Source organism: Stenotrophomonas sp. 14P6.2.3, assembly GCF_057799055.1.
Map to the genome: position 1 here is coordinate 265,401 of NZ_JBYOLA010000002.1, position 24,620 is coordinate 290,020.

Annotated in this window: 18 protein-coding genes and 3 tRNA genes; 8 read left to right on the forward strand and 13 right to left on the reverse strand. The window is 67.1% G+C overall.

The window, feature by feature from the left end; all coding sequences use genetic code 11:
* Positions 1-21: 21 nt before the first annotated feature.
* Both AC27VL_RS03085 and AC27VL_RS03090 read left to right on the forward strand, forming a co-directional pair.
* Positions 22-106, forward strand: a tRNA-Leu gene (locus tag AC27VL_RS03085).
* Between the two features lie 159 nt (positions 107-265).
* Positions 266-352: transfer RNA gene (locus AC27VL_RS03090), tRNA-Leu, on the forward strand.
* A gap of 60 nt (positions 353-412) precedes the next feature.
* On the opposite strand, the gene AC27VL_RS03095 is transcribed toward AC27VL_RS03090, so the two are convergent.
* Entirely contained in the window at positions 413-1,159 is a 747-nt protein-coding gene (locus AC27VL_RS03095; protein WP_180164197.1) for a sulfite exporter TauE/SafE family protein, read from the reverse strand.
* Positions 1,160-1,258: 99 nt separating this feature from the next.
* Between AC27VL_RS03095 and AC27VL_RS03100 the strand changes: the two genes are divergently transcribed.
* The gene (locus AC27VL_RS03100) at positions 1,259-2,170 is read left to right on the forward strand and encodes a LysR family transcriptional regulator (protein WP_488765513.1); all 912 of its coding nucleotides are present in this window, start codon (positions 1,259-1,261) and stop codon (positions 2,168-2,170) included.
* A 50-nt stretch (positions 2,171-2,220) separates the two neighbouring features.
* Positions 2,221-2,307 (forward strand) — tRNA-Leu (locus tag AC27VL_RS03105).
* 161 nt (positions 2,308-2,468) lie between these two features.
* Here AC27VL_RS03105 and emrB read toward each other — a convergent pair.
* Genes emrB through emrR form a run of 4 tightly spaced genes read right to left on the reverse strand, consistent with a single transcriptional unit; the run spans position 2,469 to position 7,187 of the window.
* Positions 2,469-4,055, reverse strand: coding sequence for a multidrug efflux MFS transporter permease subunit EmrB (gene emrB, locus AC27VL_RS03110; protein ID WP_488765514.1), 1,587 nt, complete (start codon positions 4,053-4,055; stop codon positions 2,469-2,471).
* Positions 4,056-4,063: 8 nt separating this feature from the next.
* Entirely contained in the window at positions 4,064-5,242 is a 1,179-nt protein-coding gene (gene emrA / locus AC27VL_RS03115) for a multidrug efflux MFS transporter periplasmic adaptor subunit EmrA (RefSeq protein WP_089239888.1), read from the reverse strand.
* Positions 5,243-5,253: 11 nt separating this feature from the next.
* Entirely contained in the window at positions 5,254-6,747 is a 1,494-nt protein-coding gene (gene emrC, locus AC27VL_RS03120) for a multidrug efflux transporter outer membrane subunit EmrC (RefSeq protein WP_100552031.1), read from the reverse strand.
* Positions 6,744-7,187, reverse strand: coding sequence for a multidrug efflux system transcriptional regulator EmrR (emrR, locus tag AC27VL_RS03125; RefSeq protein WP_089239884.1), 444 nt, complete (start codon positions 7,185-7,187; stop codon positions 6,744-6,746). The genes emrC and emrR overlap by 4 nt, the downstream gene beginning before the upstream one ends.
* A gap of 145 nt (positions 7,188-7,332) precedes the next feature.
* Between emrR and AC27VL_RS03130 the strand changes: the two genes are divergently transcribed.
* Together AC27VL_RS03130 and parC are read left to right on the forward strand one after the other, a co-directional pair.
* Positions 7,333-8,241, forward strand: coding sequence for an AraC family transcriptional regulator (locus AC27VL_RS03130; protein ID WP_100552030.1), 909 nt, complete (start codon positions 7,333-7,335; stop codon positions 8,239-8,241).
* Positions 8,242-8,300: 59 nt separating this feature from the next.
* The gene (parC, locus tag AC27VL_RS03135; RefSeq protein ID WP_488765516.1) at positions 8,301-10,544 is read left to right on the forward strand and encodes a DNA topoisomerase IV subunit A; all 2,244 of its coding nucleotides are present in this window, start codon (positions 8,301-8,303) and stop codon (positions 10,542-10,544) included.
* A gap of 379 nt (positions 10,545-10,923) precedes the next feature.
* On the opposite strand, the gene bfr is transcribed toward parC, so the two are convergent.
* Positions 10,924-11,412: a bacterioferritin gene (bfr, locus tag AC27VL_RS03140; protein WP_025877631.1), complete on the reverse strand. Its 489-nt coding sequence runs from the start codon at positions 11,410-11,412 to the stop codon at positions 10,924-10,926.
* Between the two features lie 125 nt (positions 11,413-11,537).
* Here bfr and AC27VL_RS03145 point away from each other — a divergent pair, with 125 nt between their 5' ends.
* Positions 11,538-13,868: a penicillin acylase family protein gene (locus AC27VL_RS03145; protein WP_488765518.1), complete on the forward strand. Its 2,331-nt coding sequence runs from the start codon at positions 11,538-11,540 to the stop codon at positions 13,866-13,868.
* A 123-nt stretch (positions 13,869-13,991) separates the two neighbouring features.
* Here AC27VL_RS03145 and AC27VL_RS03150 read toward each other — a convergent pair whose 3' ends face one another.
* Together AC27VL_RS03150 and asnB are read right to left on the reverse strand one after the other, a co-directional pair.
* A complete protein-coding gene (locus tag AC27VL_RS03150) occupies positions 13,992-15,380 on the reverse strand; it encodes a cation:proton antiporter domain-containing protein (protein ID WP_488765520.1) in 1,389 nt (462 codons plus the stop codon).
* Between the two features lie 106 nt (positions 15,381-15,486).
* A complete protein-coding gene (gene asnB, locus AC27VL_RS03155) occupies positions 15,487-17,178 on the reverse strand; it encodes an asparagine synthase B (protein WP_108266122.1) in 1,692 nt (563 codons plus the stop codon).
* A 358-nt stretch (positions 17,179-17,536) separates the two neighbouring features.
* On the opposite strand from asnB, the gene AC27VL_RS03160 reads away from it, so the two are divergent.
* A complete protein-coding gene (locus AC27VL_RS03160; RefSeq protein ID WP_488765521.1) occupies positions 17,537-18,430 on the forward strand; it encodes a tetratricopeptide repeat protein in 894 nt (297 codons plus the stop codon).
* A 46-nt stretch (positions 18,431-18,476) separates the two neighbouring features.
* On the opposite strand, the gene dapE is transcribed toward AC27VL_RS03160, so the two are convergent.
* From dapE to map, 5 genes are read right to left on the reverse strand one after another with little or no spacing between them, the layout of a single operon-like run.
* Positions 18,477-19,604 (reverse strand): succinyl-diaminopimelate desuccinylase, encoded by a 1,128-nt coding sequence (gene dapE / locus AC27VL_RS03165; RefSeq protein ID WP_100552024.1) that lies wholly within the window; start codon positions 19,602-19,604, stop codon positions 18,477-18,479.
* A complete protein-coding gene (locus tag AC27VL_RS03170) occupies positions 19,601-19,966 on the reverse strand; it encodes an arsenate reductase (protein WP_025877641.1) in 366 nt (121 codons plus the stop codon). The genes dapE and AC27VL_RS03170 overlap by 4 nt, the downstream gene beginning before the upstream one ends.
* A gap of 13 nt (positions 19,967-19,979) precedes the next feature.
* Positions 19,980-21,026 carry a 2,3,4,5-tetrahydropyridine-2,6-dicarboxylate N-succinyltransferase gene (dapD, locus tag AC27VL_RS03175; protein ID WP_100552023.1) on the reverse strand — a complete coding sequence of 349 codons (1,047 nt, stop codon included), beginning with the start codon at positions 21,024-21,026 and terminating at the stop codon, positions 19,980-19,982.
* Positions 21,026-23,635, reverse strand: coding sequence for a [protein-PII] uridylyltransferase (locus tag AC27VL_RS03180; RefSeq protein ID WP_488765543.1), 2,610 nt, complete (start codon positions 23,633-23,635; stop codon positions 21,026-21,028). Before AC27VL_RS03180 ends, dapD begins: the two co-directional genes overlap by 1 nt.
* Before the next feature lie 20 nt (positions 23,636-23,655).
* The gene (gene map, locus AC27VL_RS03185; RefSeq protein ID WP_488765523.1) at positions 23,656-24,498 is read right to left on the reverse strand and encodes a type I methionyl aminopeptidase; all 843 of its coding nucleotides are present in this window, start codon (positions 24,496-24,498) and stop codon (positions 23,656-23,658) included.
* Between the last annotated feature and the right edge of the window lie 122 nt (positions 24,499-24,620).

A 24,620-nucleotide genomic window follows, 5' to 3' on the forward strand; every position in this document is an offset into this window, starting at 1 on the left:
TCACAATTGCGCCTCTGGAACGCCCAGATGGCGGAATTGGTAGACGCACTAGTTTCAGGTACTAGCGGGTAAAACCGTGGAGGTTCGAGTCCTCTTCTGGGCACCAACGAAAAAACTCCTCGCTTCGGCGGGGATTTTTTTTGCCTGCGATCCGGGTTCGGCACCCATCCACGCATGGCGTGGATATGCAGAGCGCGACCGACGCGGGAGTTTCACAAGGGTGTTGACACCTCCGTCACGGCACCGCATAATTCTCCTCCTCGACGCCCAGGTGGCGGAATTGGTAGACGCACTAGCTTCAGGTGCTAGCGGGGGCAACTTCGTGGAGGTTCGAGTCCTCTCCTGGGCACCATGTCGAGAATGAAAAACACCCGCGAAAGCGGGTTTTTTCTTGTCTGGCCTCCAGCCGGCATCACCACCACGAACGCAGCACCAGCTCCAGGCCAAGCAGCAACAGGAAGCCGAGGAAGCAGGCACGGAATACCCGCGCACTGATGCGCTGGCGGATCACTTGCCCCAGCCACATCCCGGCCAGCGACGGCACCACCGCCAACGCGCTCAGGCCGAGCTGCTGCACACCGAACGCACCGTGCAGCACCAAGCCTGTGGTCAGCGAAATGGTGGACACCGTGAATGCAAGCCCCAGCGCCTGCACCAGCTCGTCGCGCTGCAACCCCAGCGACTGCAGGTAGGGCACTGCCGGCATCACGAACACGCCGGTTGCGCCGGTCACCACGCCGGACATCGCGCCCACCAGTGGTCCGAGCCAGCGCTCGCGCCGAGCCGGTACCCGCAACACCGGCGCCAGCAACGCGTACCCGGCGTAGACCACCAGCGCCACGCCCAACGCGGCACGCGAGACATCACGATCCACCCGCACCAGCAACGCGGCGGCACCGAGCGTAGCGATCACCACCGCCAGCATCATCGGCCACAGCCGCCGCACGATCTGCCCCACCGATGGCCCGGACAGCAGCTGCCAGGCATTGGTGACAAAGGTGGGAATGAACAGCATCGAGGCCGCCGCAACCGGCGACAGTGCGCCGCCCAGCAGCCCCATCGCCACGGTCGGCAGGCCCATGCCGGTCACGCCCTTGACCACCCCGGCCAACAGGAACACCCCCGCCAGCAATCCATAGAAGTAGATCGTTTCGTTCATGCCTTCATTGGAGCCGGCGGCACTTCAGCGCACAATGCGGCATTCACGCCCCACCCTTCGGCTGCTCCGAAGGCAACGGCCACGATGCGAGGTCATGACATGCGCCTGGACATTGCCGATCTGCGCCTGTTCCTGGCGGTGGCCGACGCCGGCAGCATCACCGCCGGCGCCGTAGAGGCGAATCTGGCACTGGGCTCGGCCAGCGAACGCCTGCGCGCGATCGAAACCGACGCCGGCACCGCGCTGCTGACCCGTCACCCACGCGGCGTCAGCCTCACCGAAGCGGGCGCCGCACTGGCCCATCACGCGCGCTTGATCCTGCAGCAGCAGGCACAGCTGCGCGGCGAACTACAGGCCTTCGCCCACGGCGCGCGCGGTACGCTGCACCTGTATGCCAACACCGCGGCATTGACCAACTATCTGCCCGCGCGACTGGCCCCATGGCTGGCCGAACGCCCTCGCCTGCGCGTGGAACTGCACGAACGCACCAGCAATGAAGTCGTGCGTGCGATCCGTGCCGGCCAGGCAGAGGCCGGCATCATCAGTGACGCCGTCCCCGCCGATGGGCTGCGCCGCCATGTGGTTGCGGAAGACCCGCTGATGATGCTGCTGCCGGCCGGCCATCGCTTCGCCGCGCGGCGCTCGCTCGACTTCAGCGATGTGCTGGGCGAGACCTTCGTCGCACTGGCCGACGGCAACGCACTGCAGACCTATATCGAAGAACTGGCAGCAGAGGCCGGACGCACGCTCGACGTACGCATCCGCATGAAGACCTTTGAAGGCCTGTGCACGATGGTGGGCCATGGCATCGGCGTGGGCATCGCGCCACGCACGATCGCACGGCAGCACCGACGGGCCACCGGCATCGTCGCCGTTGCACTCGGCAACGCATGGGCACAGCGCCGACTGTGCGCCGCGTTTGCCGACTGGAAAACGCTCTCGCCGCCGATGCGCAGCCTGCTGCTGCATCTGGATGTGGCCGCGGAAATGGATGCAGAAAAAAATGTGTGAAATGGTGTTGACACATATCCAACCTTCCTGCAAAATTCTCCTCCTGAGTCGCCCAGGTGGCGGAATTGGTAGACGCACTAGCTTCAGGTGCTAGCGGGGGCAACTTCGTGGAGGTTCGAGTCCTCTCCTGGGCACCATGACTCAGACAATGATCAAACCCGCGCAAGCGGGTTTTTTCATGTCCGGAATTTAAAACGCGATCGTTATCGCGGCGGTTCATCCACGCGTGGCGTGGATCTACTGCAAACAAAAACCCCGCCTTCCGGCGGGGTTTCTGCGTTTCAACAACAACGATCGATCAGTGCCCGCCACCGGCTGCGGCACCCGCGCCTGCACCGAACGGTGGCTTGGCCAGCCACAGGAAGGTGATGATCGCCAGGAAGATCCAGCCCAGCAGGAAGAAGATGTCGTTGAAGCCCATCTGCGATGCCTGGTGGTTGATCATGTTGTTCAGCACCGCCGCACCGTGTTGCAGGTCGCCCTGCCCCATCGCCGCCACCTGGTCCTGCATGCCCGGCTGATACACCGAGATGTGTTCGGTCAGATCTGCGTGATGCACCTGCGTACGACGCGCCCACAACCAGGTGGTCAGCGACGCGGCGAAGCTGCCGCCCAGCGTACGCAGGAACGTGGCCAGGCCCGAGCCGGCCGCGATCTCACGACCATCCAGGTCCGACAGCAGGATCTGCAGCACCGGCATGAAGAACAACGCCACGCCGATACCCATGATCAGCTGCACGCCGGCCACATGATTGAAGTCCACCTGCAGGTTGAAGCCCGAACGCAGGAAGCTGGTCATCGACAGCACTACGAACGCGATCGTGGCCAGCATGCGCATGTCGAAGCGCGATGCGTACTTGCCCACGAACGGGGTCATGATCACCGGCAGGATGCCGATCGGCGCCGTCGCCAGGCCCGCCCAGATCGCGGTGTAACCCATGTCGCGCTGCAGCCACTGCGGAATCAGCAGGGCCACGCTGAAGAACGCCGCGTAAGCCACCACCATCGCCAGCGTACCGGCGCGGAAGTTGCGGTGCCGGAACAGCTTCAGGTCGACGATCGGATCCTTGTCGGTCAGTTCCCAGATCAGGAACACGGTCAGCGCCACCACGGCCACGCAGGCCAGCACCACGATCTTCATCGACGAGAACCAGTCCTCGTCGTTGCCCAGGTCGAGCACCAGCTGCAAGGCGCCCACGCCGATCACCAGGGTGACCAGGCCAACGTAGTCCATCTTCGGCTTTTCGACCTGCTCCGGGCGACCCTTCAACTGGTTACCCACCACCAGCGCTGCGAAGATGCCCAGCGGCACGTTGATCAGGAAGATCCATTCCCAACTGTAGTTGTCGGTGATCCAGCCACCGAGGATCGGCCCACAGATTGGTGCCACCACGGTGATCATCGCCAGCAGCGCCAGCGCCTGTCCGCGCTTCTCTCGTGGATAGATCGAGACCAGCAGCGACTGGGTGATGGGGTACATCGGGCCGGCGACGAAGCCCTGCAGCGCGCGCGACAGCACCAGCATGCCCATGCTCTGGGCCAGCCCGCACAGCAGCGAGGTGATCACGAAGGCCAGCGTGGCCCACACGAACAGCTTGCGCTCGCCGAAGCGACGGCTGAGCCAGCCGGTCAACGGCAGCGCGATCGCGGTGCTCACCGCGAACGAGGTGATGACCCACGTTGCCTGCTGCGAACTGGCGCCAAGATTACCGGCGATGGTCGGCAACGAGACGTTGGCGATGGTGGTGTCGAGCACCTGCATGAACGAGGCCATCGCCAGGCCCACGGTGCACAGGGCCACACTGGGTGGCAGGAAGCCGGCGGCCGCACCCGGCGCCGCCGGTGCGCCCGGAGAGCCGGGCGCAGCTGGAGCTTGTGCGGACATGGCCGGCCTCAGCTCGCCTTGCCCTGCTGCGGCAGGTTGCCCTGGATGATCGTGTGGATCACCTCATCGGCATCGTGCAACTGCTTGGCGTACACGTCGGTGTCGAACACCGTGCCCTTGGCGGCCGCGCTCGGCAGCACTTCGCCCTTCTGGTCGCGCAGGCTCACTTCGGCCTTCATCGACAGGCCGATGCGCAGCGGGTGTTCGGCCAGCTGCTTGGCATCGATGGCGATGCGCACCGGCACGCGCTGCACGATCTTGATCCAGTTGCCGCTGGCGTTCTGCGCCGGCAGCAGCGAGAACGCCGAACCAGTGCCCAGGCCGAGGCTGTCGATACGGCCCTTGTACTTCACGTCACCGGCATACAGGTCCGACTTCAGCTCCACTTCCTGCCCCAGGCGCATGTGGCGCAGCTGGGTTTCCTTGAAGTTGGCTTCGACCCACATCTGCTCGGTCGGCACCACCGCCATCAGCGCATTGCCCGGCTGCACGCGCTGACCGACCTGCACCGAACGACGGGCGACATAGCCGGTGACCGGCGCGACGATGCCCGAACGCGCATTGTTGAGGAAGGCCTGGCGCAACTGCGCGGCGGCGGCCTGCACGTCCGGCTGGGTGGCGATCACGGTGTCATCGACCAGTGCACGGTTGCGCTCGACGGTCTCGCGCGAACCGGCCACGGCCGCTTCGGCAGCCGCCAGCTCATCGCCGGCGTGGGCCAGTTCTTCGTTGGAAATGGCGCCGGTGGCGGCCAGGCCCTTGCGGCGTGCGAAGTCGTCGCGCACGCGCTTCAGGGTCACCTGACGCGCGTTCAGATCCGCCTGTGCACCCTCGACGCTGCGGTACAGGCCGCGGGTCTGGCGCACGGTCTTGGCCAGGTTGGCTTCAGCCTGCTGCAGGGCCACCGAAGTATCGGCCGGGTCCAGCTGCACCAGCAGCTGGCCGCGCTCCACGCGCATGCCGTCATCGGCATTGATGGCGACCACGGTGCCGGCCACCAGCGGGGTGATCTGCACCTGGTTGCCCTGCACGTAGGCGTCGTCGGTCTCTTCGAACCAACGGCCGAACATGAAGTACCACAGCGCCAGTGCCGCCAGCAGCAGCACGACGATCACGAACAGGCCGCGCAGCAGCTTGCCGCGACGGTTGGGGGCGGCGGGGGCCGCAGTGTCTTGGGTCTGGCTCATGGCAGGCGTCTTCAGGAATGCGAGGAATCGGAATGGGAAGCAAGCGGTGCGGCGTCGGCGTCACTGGGCTGGAAACCACCGCCGAGCGCCTTGCTCAGGCGCACCGAGGTCTGCAGCTGCTGCGACTGCAGGCCGGCCAGCTGCTGCTGCGATTGCAGCAGGGTGGACTGCGCGGTCAGCACGTCCAGGTAGCTGCCGATGCCGGCGCGATAGCGCTGCTGGGCCAGGTCGAACGCGGCGCGTGCGGTATCCACCGCCTGCTGCTGCGACTGCGCCTGCTGCGCCAGTGAGCGCACTGCGTTGACCTGGTCGGCGACGTCGCGCAGTGCATCGAGCACCGCCTGGTTGTAGTTCGCTACGGCCAGGTCGTACTGCGCATCGGTGTTGGCCAGGTTCGCGCGCAGCTTGCCGCCTTCGAAGATCGGCATGCTCAGCGCCGGACCGATGTAGGCGAAGCTGGAGCTGCTCTGCAGCAGGTCGCCGACGTTGGGTGCGACCACGCCGGCCAGTGCGGTCAGGTTGAGGCTCGGGTAGAACTTGGTCTTGGCGACCTTGATCTGCTTGTCGGCCGCTTCTACCCGCCAGCGCGCGGCGACGATGTCGGGGCGGCGACCGAGCAGCTCACTGGGCACCACGCCCGGCAGCTGCAGCGCCAACGGGTTCATCGCGCGCGGGCGTTCGATCGACAGGCCACGGTCCGGGCCCTTGCCGACCAGCGCGGCCAACGCAGTGCGGCCCGCATCGATGCGCTGCTGCGCCGCCAGCAACTGCTGCTGTGCGGCCGGCACACGGGCTTCGGCCTGGCGCACCTGCAGGTCGCTGTCGATGCCGGCGCTGCGACGCTGACGGGTCAGTTCCAGCGACTTCTGCGAGCGCGCCAGTTCTTCTTCGGCTACGTCATTGAGCTGCCAGGCGTAAGCCAGATCGGTATAAGCCTGGGCGATGCCGGTGGACAGGTTCAGGCGTGCGGCCTGGGCCTCGACGGTAGCGGCATGAGCGCCGTCCACGGCGGCCTCCCAGGCGGCGCGCTTGCCGCCCCACAGGTCGATGCCGTAGCTGAAATCGAAGGCAACCTGGCTGCTGCCGGCGTAGTGGCCACCGATTTCATCGCCGGCCATCGATTCGGGCAGGCGCAGACCGGTGTAGCCACCGGACACGGACAGGCTGGGCAGGCGATCGGCGCGCGCGGTGCCGACCTGTGACTGTGCCTGGCGCAGGCGGGCGTCGGCGGCGTCCAGGCTCGGATGGCCGGCCAAGCCTTCGGCGATCAGCGCATCCAGCTGCGTATCGCCCAGTGCCTTCCACCAGTCCTGGGCGGGAAAACCGGCGGCGCTCAGGTCGCTGTCGGACAAGGTGCGTTCGCTGTGCAGGCTGTCCACGTCGAGCACGTGGCCCTGCGGGGTGAGGCCGCGGCTGCTGGCGCAGGCGGCCAGGGCCAGGGCCAGCGCTGAAACCAGCAGCGCGCGCCCGGACCGGCGGAGAGTGGGATGCGGGATCGGGTTCATGGGGTCGTCAGGGAATCGCGGATTCGGGTCAGGAGGGACAGCAGCTGCGTGCGTTCGTCGGCGGACAGATCGCGCAGGGCGTAATCCATCACCGCGTCGCCGCGCAGCTTCAACCGCGCCCACAGCGCGCGGCCTTCTTCGGTCAATACGATCTGCAGCGCACGCCGGTCCTGGGCATGCGGCTCGCGGCGCACGCAACCGAGCGCTTCCAGCTTGTCCAGCAGGCGGGTGACCGCGCTGGGCACCTGGTCGATGGCCTGGGCCAGTTCGTTGGCCGTGCACGGCGCCATGTTCGAGAGCACCTTCAGCCCGATGTAGTGGGTGAAGCCGATGCCGAGGTCTTCTTCGGCCATGGACGCGTCGAGCTGGCGGACCAGGCCGTCGCGCACCTGGCGCAGCAGCAGACCGAAGCTGGGGGGAGTGGTTGCAGGACAGATCATGGGGGAGCATTCTCTTCCAAAAAAAATATTTCTCAATGGAAATATTCGATCTGGCATCGAATGCTGTGTTGCAGCAATGGGCTGGATCAGGTGAAGGCGCCACCTTAATGGCGCTCCCAACTGGCCCGGTAGTACAATCCAGCCAATGAATGTCACATTCAAGCCACCCCCAGTCCACGTGAAGGCGGGCGAACCCGGACCTGCCACCCTGCTGCGTGAAGAAGCGTTGGACTGGTTCGAGCGCAACGACGGCCCGCCGGTCATCGCCTTCCGCTTCGACAGCCCGCAGGGGCTGGCCCGCGAAGTGGACTGGCATCACCACGTCCGCGCGCAGCTGATCTGCGTTGAACGCGGCCTGCTGACCACCCGCACCTCACATGGCACCTGGTCACTGGCGCCAGGCTCGGCGGGCTGGATGCCACCGGCCGAACCACATACGGTCCACATCGATGGACCCCTGCGCGGCTGGGGCATGGTGCTGGCCGCACCGCTGTGCGCCGAACTGCCGGCCGATCCGTGCGTGCTGGGCATCTCGCGGCTGGCGCAGGCGGTGGCCGAACGCATCTGCGACTGGCCGCAGGACTACGAAAGCACCACCGAACGGCAGCACATCATCAACGTGCTGCTGGACGAGATCCGCACCGCGCCGCGCCAGCGCATGCACCTGCCGATGCCACGCGACCGGCGCCTGCTGAAGATCGCCTCGCAGCTGCTGGCCGACCCGGCCGACGAGCGCGGTCTGGCGCAGTGGGCGCATTGGGCCGGCCTGTCGCCGCGCAGCCTGACCCGCCATTTCCGCGACGAGACCACCCTCAGCTTCGCCCAGTGGCGCCAGCAGGCGCGGCTGGCCGAGGCGCTGCGCCAGCTCAGCGAGGGCCGCAGCGTGGCCGACATCGCCCACGCACTGGGCTTCAGCAGCGCCAGCGCCTTCGTCACCGTGTTCCGGCGACACTTCGGGCTACCGCCCGGACGCTACCTGGCACGGGCCGGCCACGGCCTGGAACCGGGCCTGGATCCTGCACGCGGCTTGGCATCCCCCGCCGCATCCGGATAATCACTGGATTGAGAGCGGCGACCGCCGTCACCGCCTCCCGACATAGGTAACAACGCCGCATGACCGATCTTGCCCGCCCCGTGTTCCACGGTTTCGAACAACTGCCGCTGCGCGAGTACGCCGAACGCGCCTACCTCGACTACTCGATGTACGTGGTCCTGGATCGCGCCCTGCCGTTCCTCGGCGACGGCCTGAAGCCCGTGCAGCGCCGCATCATCTATGCGATGAGCGAGCTGGGCCTGAATGCCGCGTCCAAGCCGAAGAAGTCCGCGCGTACCGTCGGTGACGTCATCGGTAAGTACCACCCGCATGGCGACAGCGCGTGCTACGAAGCGCTGGTGCTGATGGCGCAGCCGTTCTCGTACCGCTATCCGCTGATCGAAGGCCAGGGCAACTTCGGTTCCAGCGACGACCCGAAGTCGTTCGCGGCGATGCGTTACACCGAATCCAAGCTGACCCCGATCGCCGAAGTGCTGCTGGGCGAACTGGGCCAGGGCACCACCGACTGGGCGCCGAACTTCGACGGCACCCTGCAGGAGCCAACCTGGATGCCGGCACGCCTGCCGCATCTGCTGCTGAACGGCACCACCGGCATCGCCGTGGGCATGGCCACCGATGTGCCGCCGCACAACCTCAACGAGATCGTCAGTGCGTTGCTGCATCTGCTGGACGATCCGGACGCCAGCGTGCGCGACCTGTGCGAGCATGTGAAGGGCCCCGACTACCCGTCCAACGCCGAGATCATCACCCCGGCCAACGACCTGCGGAACATGTACGAGACCGGCAACGGCAGCGTGCGTGCGCGTGCGACCTACATCAAGGAAGCACACAACGTGGTGGTCACCGCGTTGCCGTTCCAGGTGTCGCCGTCGAAGGTGATCGAGCAGATCGCCGCACAGATGCGCGCCAAGAAGCTGCCGTGGCTGGAAGACATCCGCGATGAGTCCGACCACGCCAACCCGGTGCGCGTGGTGCTGGTGCCGCGCTCGAACCGCGTCGACGCCGAGCAGCTGATGGGCCACCTGTTCGCGACCACGGACATGGAGCGCAGCTACCGCGTCAACCTCAACGTGATCGGGCTGGACGGCCGTCCGCAGGTCAAGAACCTGAAGACGCTGCTCAGCGAATGGCTGGCGTTCCGCAGCACCACCGTCACCCGCCGCCTGCAGCACCGCCTGCAGAAGGTGGAGCGTCGCCTGCACCTGTTGGAAGGCCTGCTGGTGGCGTTCCTCAACCTGGACGAGGTGATCCACATCATCCGTACCGAGGACGAACCGAAGGCGGCGCTGATCGCGCGCTTCGGCCTGTCCGAGGATCAGGCCGAGTACATCCTGGAAACCAAGCTGAAGCAGCTGGCCCGCCTGGAAGAGATGAAGATCCGCGGCGAGCAGGACGAGCTGGCCAAGGAACGCGACAAGATCCTGAGCATCCTCGACAGCAAGGCCAAGCTGAAGAAGCTGATCCGCGACGAGCTGCAGGCCGATGCCAAGAAGTTCGGTGACGCGCGCCGTTCGCCGCTGGTGCAGCGCCAGGCCGCGCAGGCCATCGACGAGACCGAGCTGGTGCCGAGCGAGCCGATGACGGTGGTGATGTCCGAGAAGGGCTGGATCCGCGCGGCCAAGGGCCACGACATCGACGCCTCGACCCTGTCCTATCGCGATGGCGATGCCCTGCAGGGCGCGGTGCGTGCACGCAGCACCCAGCAGGTCGCGTTCCTGGACAGCGAAGGCCGCGCCTACTCCACGCCGGTGCATACCCTGCCCTCGGCACGCGGCAACGGTGAACCGCTGACCGGCCGCTTCTCGCCGGCCGCGGGCACCAGCTTCGTGACCCTGGCCAGCGCCGAACCGGATACCCGCTTCGTGCTGGCCTCGACCCACGGCTATGGTTTCGTCACCCGCTTCGAGAACCTGATCGGTCGCAACAAGGCGGGCAAGGCGATGCTGAACCTGTCGGCGGGCTCGTCGGTGCTGTCGCCGTCGGTGGTGGCCAACGTCGCCACCGACCGCATCGTCGCGGTGACCAGTTCGGGCAACCTGCTGGCGATCGCCGCCAACGACCTGCCGGAACTGGACAAGGGCAAGGGCAACAAGATCATCGAGATCCCCAAGGCCAAGCTCGCCACCGAGCGCGTGGTGGCAATCGTGGCGATCAGCCCGGGGCAGACCCTGCAGGTGCGCAGTGGCCAGCGCACGATGGGCCTGAAGTTCAACGAGCTCGAGGCCTATCTGGGCGCCCGCGCCACCCGCGGCCACCTGCTGCCGCGTGGCTGGCAGAAGGTGGAAGGGTTGTCGGTCGAATGAGGCGCGGGGTCGGATCCCTTTCCAGCGGAAAGGGCTCCGACCCATGCAACGCCTCTGGTAGATGCCAACCTTGGTTGGCACGCCTCACCCGATGGGGTCAGAGCCGTTTTCTTCGAAAACGGATCCGACCCCGGACGCCAGACACAAAAAAGCCGGGGCATTCCCCGGCTTTTTTGTTTGTCGGCTGGCGGGCGGTGGAGCAGCTGGCTGGCGAAGGCTGGCTGGCGGTGCTCCGGTGCTGGCGGGCGACGGGACGTTGCGCTTCTGCGAAATGCAGCCAAGCATGGCTTGGCTCTACATCAGGTACAGCAGCCGACCAGCGGTCGGCTCTACCGGAAAGCAGCCGAGCATGGCTCGGCTCTACCGAAAGCGGCGTCGGTCAGTGCGCCGGGGCGCCGCTGCCGTCGATCTTGCTCAGCTGGTACAGCTCCAGGCCGATGCGCTTGATCAGGCCCAGCTGCTGTTCCAACCACCACGCGTGGTCTTCCTCGGTGTCCTTCAGCTGCGCCAGCAGCATGTCGCGGCTCACGTAGTCACCCTTCTCCTCGCACAGCTTCATGCCAGCGGCGAGGTTGTTGCGAACGGCGTATTCGGTGTCCAGGTCCTTGCGCAGCATCTCCTCCACGGTCTTGCCCGGCTCGGTGGCATGCGGGCGCATGTCCGGGTCGCCGCCCAGGAACAGGATCCGGCGCAGCAGCGCGTCGGCATGCTGGGTCTCTTCTTCCATCTCGTGGTTCAGGCGTTCGTACAGCGCGAACAGGCCCTGGTCCTCGTAGCGGCGGGAGTGGATGAAGTACTGGTCGCGGGCGGCGAGTTCGCCGCGCAGCAGTTCCTTCAGGCAGGCGATGACGTCCGGGTTGCCTTTCATGGGGGGAGCTCCTGTGAATCGATGGCGCCCATGGTGCCCCATCTGGAAATACGGTGATCTAATCGGAATCAGTCGCAGTTGCGCCTGCGGCTACAATCGGCCGACATGCTCGGGAAGGACCTGCAATGCGTCGTACGTGGCGGTGGATTCTGGGTGCGTTGGTCGCGATCGTGCTGCTCGCGGTGCTGGCCCTGTGGTTGCTGCTGCGCGGCAGCCTGGCCGAGCTGGACGGCGAGCGCCCTTTGCCCGGGCTGGCCGGCAAGGTCACCGTGGAGCGCGATGCGCTGGGGGTGGTCACCATCACCGCCGGCAACAAGGCCGATGCGCTGCGGGCGCTCGGCCGTATTCACGCGCAGGAACGTTATTTCGAAATGGACCTGATGCGGCGCAGTGCCGCCGGTGAACTGTCCGCGCTGTTCGGGGCGAAGGCGATCGAAGCCGACAAGCGCATGCGCGTACACCGCCTGCGCGCGCGCACCGAGGCCCATCTGCAGGATGCGCTGGGCAGCGACCCTGCGGCCGTGCGCGCCTATGTGGACGGGGTCAACCAGGGCCTGGGCAGCCTGGCGGTGCGGCCATGGGCCTACCTGCTGCTGCGGCAGGCACCGCAACCGTGGCAGGCCAGCGACAGCGTGCTGGCAGGCCTGGCCATGTACGCCGACCTGCAGGACCCCAGCAACCAGTCCGAACTGGCCCTGCAGCGCATCCGCGCGGTGGTGCCGCCGGCCCTGTACGCCCTGCTTGCGCACGACGGCAGCGAGTGGGACGCGCCGCTGGCCGACGCTCCGCGCGGCAACGCCAGTCTGCCCGACGCCAGACAGCTGGACCTGCGCACGCTGAAGGCCGCAACCGGCGCAGTTGCCGAAGATGCCGACGCGGTCGGCAGCAACAATTTCGCCGTTGCCGGCGCGCTGACCACCGATGGCCGTGCGATCGTCGCCGACGACATGCACCTGGGCCTGCGCGCCCCCAGCCTGTGGTTCCGTGTGCGCCTGCGCTACCCCGATCCGCAGGCCGCAGGTGGCCAGGTCGACGTCAGCGGGTTCTCGCTGCCGGGCGTGCCGGCAGTGATTGTCGGCAGCAACGGCCACGTGGCCTGGGGTTTCACCAACAGCTACATCGACACCGCCGACTTCCGCAGCGAGCCCGCCGACGCCACGGTGACCGTGCATGAGGAACGGATCGTCGTGGCCGGCGGCACCGACGTGCAATTCCCGGTGCGCGAAACCGCGTGGGGGCCGATCCTGCACACCCACGCCGATGGCAGCGGCGACGCCCTGCGCTGGGTCGCGCAGTTGCCGGGTGCGGTGCGCATGGACTTCGCCGACATGGCACGCGCCGCCGATCTGGACCAGGCCCTGCAGATTGCCGACCATGCCGGCATTCCCGCGCAGAACCTGGTGATCGGCGACCGCAGCGGGCGCATCGCGTGGCGCCTGATCGGCGCGCGGCCTGACCGTGGCCCGGGCTGCGCGCCACTGGGTTTCAATGAAAATCAGGCCAACCAGGGCTGCGCGCCCTGGCCGATCCGCAGCGACGCCGCGCCGAGCCTGATCGATCCACCCGCGCATCGGCTGTGGACCGCCAACAGCCGCGTGGTGGACGAGGCGACTCTGGCCACCGTCGGCAACGGCGGCTACGACCTCGGCGCACGCGGTCGGCAGATCCGTGATCTGCTGGCCACACAGGAGCGCTTCGACGAACACGACCTGCTGGCAATCCAGCTGGACGACCGCGCAGTGTTCCTGCAGCGCTGGTGGGTGCTGCTGCAGGAGGTGATCGAGCACAGCGACGATCCGGCACTGAAGCGGTTGAGAACGGTCAGCGAGCATTGGGACGGGCGCGCCGCGATCAATTCGACCAGCTACCGGGTGGTGCGCGAATTCCGTACACAGGTGCTCGACACGCTGACCGATGCGCTGCTGGCACCGGCCCGGGCGCAGCTGGGCGAGGATTTCCTGGCACCGCGCCTGGCGCAGCTGGAAGGCGTCGCCTGGCCGATGCTGGAACAGCGACCCGCCAACCTGCTGCCACCCGCGTACGCAAGCTGGGATGCGCTGCTGGCCGATGCTGCACGTCGCACCGAAGCGGAGCTGTCCACGCAGGGACCGCTGGCACACCGCAGCTGGGGCGAACGCAATACCGCAGCGATCTGCCATCCGGTCGCGCGCGCCCTGCCCGCCTTCGCCAGTCGCTGGTTGTGCATGCCGGCCGATCCGCTGCCCGGCGACCGTGACATGCCGCGTGTACAGACGCCGTCCTTCGGTGCCTCGCAGCGGATGGTGGTCTCACCCGGCCACGAAGCCGACGGCATCGTGCACATGCCGGGTGGGCAGAGCGGCCATCCGCTGTCGCCTTACTGGGGCGCGGGCCATGAGGATTGGGTGCATGGTCGCCCCACCCCGTTCCTGCCCGGCAAGGCACAGCACACGATGACGCTGGTACCGGTGCCCTGACGGCGGCCCCCACATGCGAGAGGGTGCGTTGCACGCTGTAGAGCCAAGCCCATGCTCGGCTGCTTCTGGTGCGGAGCCGAGCATGGGCTCGGCTCTACAAAATGCCCGCCCAGCGCGACCGGGTCAGGCCCTGCGGCGCTCGATCAGGTTCAACAGCGGCCCGGTCATTGCGGTGGTCACCAGCGCCATGATCACCAGCACCGCGAACAGGCGGTCCCCGAGCAGGCCCAGCTCGTAGCCCAGGTTGAGCACGATCAGCTCCATCAACCCGCGGGTGTTCATCAGCGCCCCCAGTCGCCACGCTTCGCGCGAGGCCATGCCGGTGCTGCGCGCCGCACTCCAGGTGCCCAGCAGTTTGCCCACCGTGGCCACGGCGATCACCACCACGCACAACAGGATGTCGCTGCCCTGCAGCGCGTCGGCACGCATGCGCAGGCCGGTCATGGCGAAGAACAGCGGCAGCAGCAGGGTCACCGCGAACGGTTCGACCCTGGCCACCAGCAGCTGCCGCAGCTGCGCGTTGGACGACACCGCCACACCCGCAGCGAACGCGCCGAACAGCGCGTGGATGCCGAGCACTTCGGTAACCAACGCACTGGCCAGCGACAGCAGCAGGATGCCCAGCAGCCAACGCCCTTCGCGACCCGGCGCGATGGTCTGGCGGGCAAACCACGGCTTCACCAGCCCCAGCATCAGCGCGATGAACGCCACCACGCACAACAGGTTGAGGCTGGCGGGCAACCAGCCAGTGGCCTGCGCAGCCGCCACGATCAGCGCCAGCAGACACCACGCGGTCGCATCGCCCAATGCCGCGCAGGCGATGGCGGTCTGCCCCAGCGATGTGTGGGTGATACCGCGATCAGCGAGGATGCGCAGCAGCACCGGGAAGGCGGTGATGCTCATCGAGATGCCAACGAACAACGCGAACGCGGTAAAGCTCACGCCTTGCGGCCCATGCTGCGGGTACAGCCAGATGGCCAGGGCCACGCCGAGCACGAACGGCACCGCGATGCCCGCGTGGCTGACGGTGAAGGCGAATCGACGACGCCCACGCAGCGCACCCAGATCCAGTTCGGCGCCGGCCACCAGCAGGAACATCAGCACGCCCAGCTGGCTGAGCATGCCCAGCGGCCCCAGCGAAGCGGCCGGGAACAGCGCGCCGTGCACCTGTGGCAGCAGACTGCCCAGCAACAGCGGCCCCATCATCAAGCCGGCGGCCATCTCACCGATCACGGCCGGCTGGCCGAAACGCTTCAACAGCGCGCCGGCGCCCTTGGCGACCAGCAACAGCACCAGCAGTTGCAGCAGGAACAGGCCGAGCGGTGAAGCCAGGTGATGCGCCCAATCGCCGCCGACCACGGCTTCGGCCTTGCTGGCCACCGTCGGCAGCCCGGGCCCGGCATAGCGGGCCAGCAGCAGGCCGACCAGCAGCGGCACGCCGGTCCAGACCAGGTAACGCCACGCCCACTTCGTCGGCCGCACGGGACCTCCGGTCTGTACGTCCATGAACATTCCCCAATGTGCAGGGCGCCGATGATACGTCCTTGCCTGCTCCGGCGCTGTGCGCTCGCCGGGCATGGCCCGGCGCTACCGTTGTCAGGCGACCGGGCACTGCCGGTCAGGCCAGAGCCTGCTCGTGCACGCCGGCGATGGCGCGGCCCGACGGATCGGCGGCTGCGGCGAAGCTGGCGTCCCAGGCAATGGCTGCCGGCGAGGAACAGGCGATCGACTTCCCGCCCGGCACGGTTTCAGCCGCCGCATGGCTGGGGAAGAACTGCTCGAACAGGTGGCGGTAGTAGTACGCCTCCTTGGTCTGCGGCGGGTTGTGCGGGAAGCGCTTGTCGGCGGCGGCCAGTACGCGGTCGCTGACCTGTGCTTCGGCGTGCGCCTTCAGGCCGTCGATCCAACCGTAGCCGACACCATCGCTGAACTGCTCCTTCTGCCGCCACAGGATGCTGTCCGGCAGATAGCCCTCGAAGGCCTCGCGCAGTACCGCCTTCTCGATGCGGCGACCACCGAAACCGGCACCGACCATCTTGTGCGCGGCATCGAAACGCATCGCCACGTCGAGGAACTCGCGGTCCAGGAACGGCACGCGCGGCTCCACGCCCCAGGCCATCATCGACTTGTTGGCGCGCAGGCAATCGTAGTTGTGCAGGGCGTCGAGCTTGCGCACCAGTTCCTGGTGGAATTCGCGCGCGTCCGGTGCCTTGTGGAAGTAAAGATAGCCGCCGAAGATCTCGTCGCTGCCCTCACCGGACAGCACCATCTTCACCCCCATCGCCTTGATCCGGCGCGCCAGCAGGAACATCGGCGTGGAGGCGCGGATGGTGGTGACGTCGTAGGTTTCAATGTGGCGGATCACCTCCGGCAACACATCCAGACCTTCCTCGAAGGTGTATTCGAAGCCGTGGTGCACGGTGCCCAGCGCTTCGGCGGCGACCGCAGCAGCCGCCAGATCCGGCGAACCCTTCAGGCCGATGGCGAACGAATGCAGGCGCGGCCACCAGGCTTCGCTCTGGCCGCCATCTTCGATGCGACGCCGCGCATAACGTGCTGCCACGGCGGCAACCAGCGACGAATCCAGCCCGCCCGACAGCAGCACGCCATACGGCACGTCACTCATCAACTGGCGTTCGACCGCATGTTCAAAGGCCTGGCGCAGCTCGGCGAGATCGGCCTGGCGGCCCTGCACGTCGTCGTACTCGCGCCACGGCTGCTGGTAGTAGCGCACCAGTTCGCCGCTGGCACTGTCGTAGTAATGGCCCGGCGGGAACTGGGCAACGTCGGCGCAGGTATCGACCAGCGCCTTCATTTCAGACGCTACGCGCAGCCGCCCCTGCGCATCATGGCCCCAGTACAGCGGCACCACGCCGACCGGATCGCGCGCCACCAGCACACGGCCGGCTGCACGGTCCCACAGGGCAAAGGCGAAGATGCCGTTGAGCTGTTCCAGCCACTGCGCCGGCGATCCGCCTTGGCGGTACAGCGCGTTGATCACCTCGCAGTCCGAGCCGGTCTGGAAGGCATAGGCTTCGGCGAGGCCGGCCTTGAGCTGCTGGTGGTTGTAGATCTCGCCGTTGACCGCAAGCGCCAGCTGCCCGTCTTCGGACAGCAGCGGCTGCGAGCCGCCGGCCGGATCGACGATGGCCAGGCGCTCGTGGACCAGCAGCGCGCCTTCGTCCAGGTACACGCCGCTCCAGTCCGGGCCGCGGTGGCGCTGGCGCTGCGACAGCTCCAGCGCATGGCGGCGCAGGGAAGGAAGATCGTCACCGGCCTGCAGGCCGAAAATACCGAAGATCGAACACATGGGTGGAACTCCTGTTGTGGGGAAGTACACGGGGGGAAGGTGTTCGACCGGCCATCCAGGCCCGGGTGGGGCTGCGCCCGGGCACAAAAAAACCCGCATCGGCCGATGCGGGTTTTCTGGTGTCCGGGCGTATGTTGCTGTCTATCTACCCAGGGCGCAGTCCCGCATCGGCCGCGCACGATTATTCGCGCGCAGATTATTGCGGTTGCTGTTGTTGACGGCGGTGGCCAGGCGGAGCGACATGGATCCGACCGTAACCGGGTTTCCGGCGCGGCGCAACAGTTGCGATGGCAACCGATTCAGCGGCCACGCCGGTAGCGACCCCGATAATTCCCTGCCCGCTTTCCGGAATTCATGGATGAACCCTTGCTGCCGTCGCCTGCTGCCCCTCCTGGCCCTGATCGCCCTGGCCGGCTGTGCGACCACGCCCACCCGCCCGGTCGATGACAGCGAACGCGACGCCCTGGCCGCAGCTGCCGATGGCCAGTTCGATTCGGCGTTGCGCATGGCCAAGCTGTACCAGTACCGCAACGACGTGCGCGCGCTGGACTGGTACGCGCGCGCCGCTGCCACCACGCCGCGCACCCATCGCACCACCAGTGCCGAAGAACAGCTGGGCACGATCCTGGAACGCGGCCGGCTGGACAGTGCTGATACCCCGCAGAAGCCCGACGCGGTGGTGCTCAAACCCTCCGCGCGCAAGGCCTACCGCTGGTACCACAGCGCCGCCTATCACGGCTCGCCGTATGCAATGAGCGATCTGGAGACGTGGTATGAGCGACGTGGCGACATGGAGGGCGCGCTGCGCTGGCGCCTGCGCCGCGCGGTCTACCTGCGCCAGCTGTACAAGCTGCAGCCGTTGCGCGATGCCACCAGCGGGTCCGCGAAACCCGGCACTCCACTCAGCGCCGATGCCTCACCGAACCCGGTGATCGCGCGCATCCAGCGCCGCGCCGCGCGCGGCGATGCCGAAGCGCAGGTGGACCTGGGCACGCTGTACGAGGCCGGCATCGGCGTGGTGCAGGACAAAACCGAAGCGCTGCGCTGGTATGAGCGTGCCGCTGCGCAGGGCAACGTGTATGGCCAGTACCTGGCCGGACTGGCACTCGGGCGCGGCGGCGAAGGCCTGCAGAAGAACGTGGATGCTGCGGCGGCGTGGTTCGCCAAGGCCCACGCGCAGGACTTCTACATGGCCGACGAGTCGTACTGGCGCGAAGCGATCAAACCGCCGTTCTTCCAGTTCTCGGAATAGCGCCGGGCGATGCCCGGCGTATCCACAGCAACCTGCTAGACGAGCGCTACACCAGCAGGCGTTCAACCAGTCGCTGGTACAGCCCCGGCAGCGCTTCCAGCTCGTCCACGCGCACGTTTTCATCCACCTGGTGGATGCTTGCGTTGACCGGGCCGACTTCGATGCACTGCGCACCCAGGGGTGCGATGAAGCGCGCATCGGAGGTGCCACCACCGGTGCTCTCTTCCGGCGCGCGACCGGTGTGCTCAGCCAACACGGCGCGCGCCGCTGCGCGCAACGTCCCTTCGGGCGTGTAGAACGGTTCGCCGCTGCGGTGCCACTTCAGCGTGTACTGCAGGCCATGACGGTCCAGCAGCGTGGTGATCTCCGCTTCCAGCTTCGCTGCATCCCAATGCGGGTTGTAGCGGATGTTGAAATCCACCTCCAGCTCACCGGGAATCACGTTGTTGGCGCCCGTACCGGCATGGATGTTGGAGATCTGCAGGCTGGTCGCCGGGAAGCTCTCATAGCCCTCGTCCCAGCGCCGTGCGCTCAGTTCGGCCAGCATCGGCGCGGCAAGATGGATGGGGTTGCGCGCCTTGTCCGGGTAGGCCACGTGGCCCTGCACACCCTGCACGCGCAGCTTGGCCGACAGGCTGCCACGCCGTCCCACGCGCAGCAGGTCACCCAGCGTGGCGGTGGACGACGGCTCGCCGGTGATGCACCAGTCGATGCGCTGGCCGCGCTCGGCGAACAGCCGCGCGACATGGCGCACGCCGTCGATGGCATCGCCTTCTTCGTCACTGGTCAACAGCACCGCCAGCGTGCCGGTGTGCTGCGGATGGGCCGCAACGAACTGTTCGGCAGCGACCACGAACGCAGCCACGCTGCCCTTCATGTCCGCGGTACCACGACCGTACAGCACGCCATCGCGGATCTGCGGTGCGAACGGATCGCTCTGCCATGCCTCGCGCGGGCCCGGCGGCACCACGTCGGTGTGGCCCAGCAGGACCAGCACCGGTGCGCCGCTGCCGTGAGTGGCCCACAGGTTGTCGACCTCGCCCAGCCGCAGGTGCTCGCAGGTGAAACCGGCCGCCTGCAGACGTTCACCGATCAGCAGCTGGCAACCGGCATCGTCCGGGGTCACCGACGGCCGTGCAATCAGATCGCAGGCCAGGTCGAGGACGGCGCTCACGCGCCGCCCACGCCGAAGCGCGCCTTGAAGCCGTTGTCGCTGAAACCCTGGCTGACCTTGCCGTCGGCAGTCACCACCAGCGGGCGCTTGATCAGCTGCGGGTATTCGCGCAGCAGCAGCTTCCACTCCGCTTCCGAATCGGCGGCCTTGCGGTTGTCCGGCAACTGCCGCCAGGTGGTGGAGGACCTGTTGACCATCGCCGCCAGGCCACCCAGCTGGGCGGCCCATTCCAGCAGCGTTTCCGGGCTGGGCTTGTTGTCGCGGTAGTCGACGAAGGTGTACGGCACGCCGAAGCGGTCCAGCCACTTGGTCGCCTTCTTGCAGGTATCGCAGTTCTTCAGACCGTAGACGGTGGTGCTCATGCGTGCGGCTCCGTCAGTCGGCCAGGCCGCGCAGCAGGTCGTTGACGCTGGTCTTGCTGCGGGTGCGGGCATCGACCTGCTTGACGATCACCGCGCAGTACAGCGAGTGGGTACCGTCCTTGCTCGGCAGCGAGCCGGACACCACCACGCTGTACGGCGGGATGTAGCCGTAGCTGATTTCGCCGGTGGCGCGGTTGTAGATGCGGGTGCTCTGGCTGAGGAACACGCCCATGCCGATCACGCTGTGATGGCCGACGACCACGCCTTCCACCACTTCCGAACGCGCACCGATGAAGCAATGGTCTTCGATGATGGTCGGGCTGGCCTGCAGCGGTTCGAGCACGCCGCCGATGCCGGCACCACCGGACAGGTGGCAGTGCTGGCCGATCTGCGCGCAGGAACCGACGGTGGCCCAGGTGTCGACCATGGTGCCTTCGCCGACGTACGCACCGATGTTGGTGAAGCTCGGCATCAGCACCACGTCCTTGCCGAAGTACGTGCCGCGACGGGCGATCGCACCCGGCACCACGCGCACGCCGCCGCGGCGGAATTTCGCCTCGTCATAGCCGGCAAAGCGCGATTCGACCTTGTCCCAGAACGGTGCCGGGCGTGCATCGACCACGGCCATGTCGTTGACGCGGAAATACAGCAGCACGGCCTTCTTCAGCCATTCGTTGACCTTCCAGCCACCATGGCCGTCCGGCTCGGCGACGCGGAATTCGCCGCTTTCCAGGCCATCGATCACGCGGTTGACCAGCGGACGGGTCGAGCCTTCCAGTTCGTGCAGGGTCAGCGTGGCGCGGCGCTCGAAAGCGCTTTCGATGCCGAACTTCAGTTCTTCCACGCCCGGGCCGGCCGGCTTGCGCAGCGACTTGCGTGCGATGTTCTCGGCGCGCGCGGCTTCGGCGGTCTTGGCCGGGGCCTTCTTCGCTGGTGCCTTCTTCACCGCAGCCTTCTTCGGCGCGGCAGTCTTCTTCGCAACCGGCTCAGCGGCAGCGGTCTTTTTGGCTGCTGCGCTCTTGGCGGTCGCGACAGTCTTCTTTACAGGCTTGGTGGCCATCAGGCGGGGTCTCCGGCGTTTCGATCAGGGTCCAGGCAGGCCAGCATTGCGTCATGCAGCTGCTGCCGGGCGGATTCAGTCAGGGGGAGGTCGTGTTCGTCACTGATCACGAAGGTGTCTTCGGCGCGTTCGCCGAATGTGGCAATGCGCGCGTCCTGCACGCGCAGTCCCTGGTTGCGCAGCACGAACGCCACGTCGGCCAGCAGGCCGGGGCGGTCGGGTGCGACCAGGGCGAAACGGGTCGCGCCGGGTTCATCGCGGAACTCGATGCGCGGGGCAAAACGGAAGTGGCGAAGCTGGCGTGGCACCACCCGGCGCGAGGGACGCAGCCGCGTCAAATCGCCACTGAGCGCCTCGCGCAGGGCCGCTTCCAGATTGGCGCTGCTGCCATCGGCAAACGTATCGGCCGGGCTCACTTCAAAATTATCGAAAATCGTGTCGGCAGGACCATCCAGCACGCGCGCGCGGTGGATGCCGTAGCCCTTGCGGTCCAACGTCATCACGATCGCGGCGAACAGGCCGTCACGGTCCGGCGAGTGCACGAACACTTCCAGTGCCGGGTCGTCGACGCTGATCCGACGTACCTTCACCAGCGTCTGGCCCTGCTTGATCGGTACCAGCGCGGCGGCCTGCCAGGCCAGCTGTTCCGGGCGCAGGCGGATGAAGCCTTCGTCGGGCATCACCGCGAACTGGCGGTCGATGGTGGCATCGTCGTAGCCCTGCTCGCGCACCAGTGCACGCACACTGTCGCGCGCTTCGGCCACGCGCTCGGCGGCCGGCACCGGATGCTCCAGGCCCTCGCGCAGCGCGCGCCGGGTCGCGAAGTACAGATCGGCCAGCAGCCGGTCCTTCCACGCGTTCCACAGTTTCGGGCTGGTGCCGGCGATGTCGGCGCAGGTCAGCAGATAGAGGTAATCGAGGCGGTCGCGGCTGCCGACCAGGGTCGCGAAACGATGGATCACGTCCGCATCGGCGATGTCCTGCTTCTGCGCGGTCACCGACATCCGCAGGTGCTGTTCGACCAGCCAGGCCACCAGCTCGGTATCCGAACCGCTCAGCCCCTGCGCGTGGCAGAAGGCCCGTGCATCGACCGCGCCCAGTTCGGAATGATCGCCGCCGCGCCCCTTGGCGATGTCGTGGAACAGGCCGGCCAGCAGCAGCAGTTCGGGCTTGCGCAGGCGCGGCCAGACTTCATGGGCGATCGAGAAACGTTCGTCGGCGCGACTGCTGGCGAACAGCCCCATGTTGCGCAGGACCATCAGCGTGTGCTGGTCGACGGTGTAGACGTGGAACAGGTCGAACTGCATGCGCCCGCTGACCTGGGCGAACGCGGGAATCCACTGCCCGAGCACGCCCAGCCGCGCCATGCGCGAAAGCGTGTCGACCGGGCGCTGGCCACGCAGCAGGGCCATGAACTGTTCGCGCGCGTCAGGGTCTGCCTGGTCATAGGCAGGCAGCAGCGGCAGCGATTCGGCCAGCGCGCGCGCGGTCAACGAATGCAGGCCGCGGATCTGCGGATTGTTCGCCCAGCTGGCGAACAGCGCGAAGACCTGGCCGATGTCCGCGTTCGGCCAGTCGGCATCGTTGGCCGCCAGATAGCCACGGCGCAGGGCGAACCCCACGGTCAGCGGCTCGGGCTGCGCCTCGCCATCGAACTGTTCCTCGAAGCGCTGCAGCAGACGATCGCTGATCCGCCGCACCACCGACGCGGCGCGGTAGAAGCCCTGCATCATCTTCTCGACGCCCAGGCTTTCGGCGTCGTCTTCAAAGCCCAGGCGCGCGGCCAGGGTCTTCTGGTAATCGAAGCGCAGGCGCTCTTCCGGGCGCCGCGCCACCAGGTGCAGGCCGAAGCGCAGTCGTGCCAGCACCGCGCGTTCGCGTTTCAGCGCGGCGGCCTCGTCAGCACCCAGGTGGCCCAGGCCGACCAGTGCTTCCAGATCGCGCACGCCAAACGCACGCAGCGCCATCCAGCCCAGCGTGTTGAGATCGCGCAGGCCGCCGGGACCATCCTTCAGGTCCGGCTCCAGGTTGTCGGCGGTATCACCGAAGCGCTGGTGACGGTTGCGCAGTTCCTCGAGCTTGGCCAGGAAAAACGCACGCGGTGGCCACAGTTCGCGGTCATCCACCGCCGCACGCAGCGCACGCCGCGCTGCCTCATCAGCCATCAGCGGACGCGCTTCGATCAATGCCGTCAGCACGGTCTGGTCGGCAGCGGCTTCGCTGCATTGCGCGGCCGAACGCACCGCGTGACTGACCGCCAGGCCGCAGTCCCACAGCAACGCGAACAGCCGCGCGAGCGACTCTTCGTGGGCCAGCTGCGCCCGCGGATCGCCGAACACCAGCAGGTCGATGTCCGAGCGCGGGAACAGTTCACCACGCCCATAGCCACCTACTGCGAACAGCGACAGGCCACTGTCGGCCGGCAGGCAGCGCTGCCATGCATGGCGGATCAGGTGATCGGCCGCGCGCGCGCGCAACGCCAGCAGGCGCTCGATGTTGTCGCCCTGGTCGAAGCGGCGGTACAGGCGCGTATCGGCCTGCTGCAGCGCATCGCGCGCGGCAGCAGCCCAATCCGGGTCGTTGAGCGACGCGGCCGGCGTGTCCAGCAGCGAACTCGCCGGCAGCATCGTCAGGAGACCTGCGACTCGCCCGGCGACAGTGTCAGCACGTCCACGCCGGTCTCGGTGACCGCGATCATGTGCTCCCACTGCGCCGACAGCTTGCGGTCCTTGGTCACTACGGTCCAGCCATCGGGCAGCACCTTGTTGTAGCGGGTGCCCTCGTTGATCATCGGCTCGATGGTGAAGGTCATGCCCGGCTGCAGCACCAGGCCCTGGCCCGGACGGCCGTAGTGCACCACCTGCGGTTCATCGTGGTAGACCTTGCCGATGCCGTGACCGCAGTACTCGCGCACCACGCTGAAACGCTCGCCTTCGGCATAGCTCTGGATCGCATGGCCGACGTCGCCCAGGGTTGCGCCCGGACGCACCGCGCGGATGCCGCGCCACATGGCCTCATAGGTGGCGTCGACCAGGCGCTTGGCCATCACCGACGGGGTGCCGACGAAATACATGCGGCTGGTGTCGCCATGCCAACCGTCCTTGATGACGGTGACGTCGATATTGATGATGTCGCCATCCTTGAGGACCTTCCCTTCGCTGGGAATACCGTGGCAGATGACATTGTTGACCGAGGTGCACACGGTCTTCGGGAAGCCGCGGTAGCCGACGTTGGCCGGAATGGCGCCCTGCACGTTCACGACATGGTCGTGGCAGATGCGGTCCAGTTCCTCGGTCGTGACACCGGGCTTGACGTGGGGGGTGACGACGTCGAGCACTTCGCTGGCCAGGCGGCCGGCGATGCGCATCATCTCGATTTCCTGCGGGGTTTTGATATTCACGCTCATGGCTCCCATTATCGCCGATCCGGCCGCAATCTGAACGAACGCCACCCAACTGGCGATCCGGGCCATGCACGGATCCGGCAAGGAAGGTGAAAGCGTGATGGCCCACACCCTTTCGAATCCCTGATTCTCACGCAATACAGACACTTACGGTGCCTACGCTGGGGTCACTGTCGTCAAAACGGCGCTGA

Bases quoted from the DNA above. Each gene is read 5' to 3' on its own strand.
- parC (WP_488765516.1), top strand. From the start codon at position 8,301: ATGACCGATCTTGCCCGCCCCGTGTTCCACGGTTTCGAACAACTGCCG.
- AC27VL_RS03130 (WP_100552030.1), top strand. From the start codon at position 7,333: ATGAATGTCACATTCAAGCCACCCCCAGTCCACGTGAAGGCGGGCGAA.
- bfr (WP_025877631.1), bottom strand. From the start codon at position 11,412: ATGAAAGGCAACCCGGACGTCATCGCCTGCCTGAAGGAACTGCTGCGC.
- AC27VL_RS03100 (WP_488765513.1), top strand. From the start codon at position 1,259: ATGCGCCTGGACATTGCCGATCTGCGCCTGTTCCTGGCGGTGGCCGAC.
- emrA (WP_089239888.1), bottom strand. From the start codon at position 5,242: ATGAGCCAGACCCAAGACACTGCGGCCCCCGCCGCCCCCAACCGTCGC.
- AC27VL_RS03095 (WP_180164197.1), bottom strand. From the start codon at position 1,159: ATGAACGAAACGATCTACTTCTATGGATTGCTGGCGGGGGTGTTCCTG.
- map (WP_488765523.1), bottom strand. From the start codon at position 24,498: ATGGCCCGGATCGCCAGTTGGGTGGCGTTCGTTCAGATTGCGGCCGGA.
- emrC (WP_100552031.1), bottom strand. From the start codon at position 6,747: ATGAACCCGATCCCGCATCCCACTCTCCGCCGGTCCGGGCGCGCGCTG.
- AC27VL_RS03145 (WP_488765518.1), top strand. From the start codon at position 11,538: ATGCGTCGTACGTGGCGGTGGATTCTGGGTGCGTTGGTCGCGATCGTG.
- emrB (WP_488765514.1), bottom strand. From the start codon at position 4,055: ATGTCCGCACAAGCTCCAGCTGCGCCCGGCTCTCCGGGCGCACCGGCG.
- dapD (WP_100552023.1), bottom strand. From the start codon at position 21,026: ATGGCCACCAAGCCTGTAAAGAAGACTGTCGCGACCGCCAAGAGCGCA.
- AC27VL_RS03150 (WP_488765520.1), bottom strand. From the start codon at position 15,380: ATGTTCATGGACGTACAGACCGGAGGTCCCGTGCGGCCGACGAAGTGG.
- asnB (WP_108266122.1), bottom strand. From the start codon at position 17,178: ATGTGTTCGATCTTCGGTATTTTCGGCCTGCAGGCCGGTGACGATCTT.
- AC27VL_RS03170 (WP_025877641.1), bottom strand. From the start codon at position 19,966: ATGAGCACCACCGTCTACGGTCTGAAGAACTGCGATACCTGCAAGAAG.
- emrR (WP_089239884.1), bottom strand. From the start codon at position 7,187: ATGATCTGTCCTGCAACCACTCCCCCCAGCTTCGGTCTGCTGCTGCGC.
- AC27VL_RS03160 (WP_488765521.1), top strand. From the start codon at position 17,537: ATGAACCCTTGCTGCCGTCGCCTGCTGCCCCTCCTGGCCCTGATCGCC.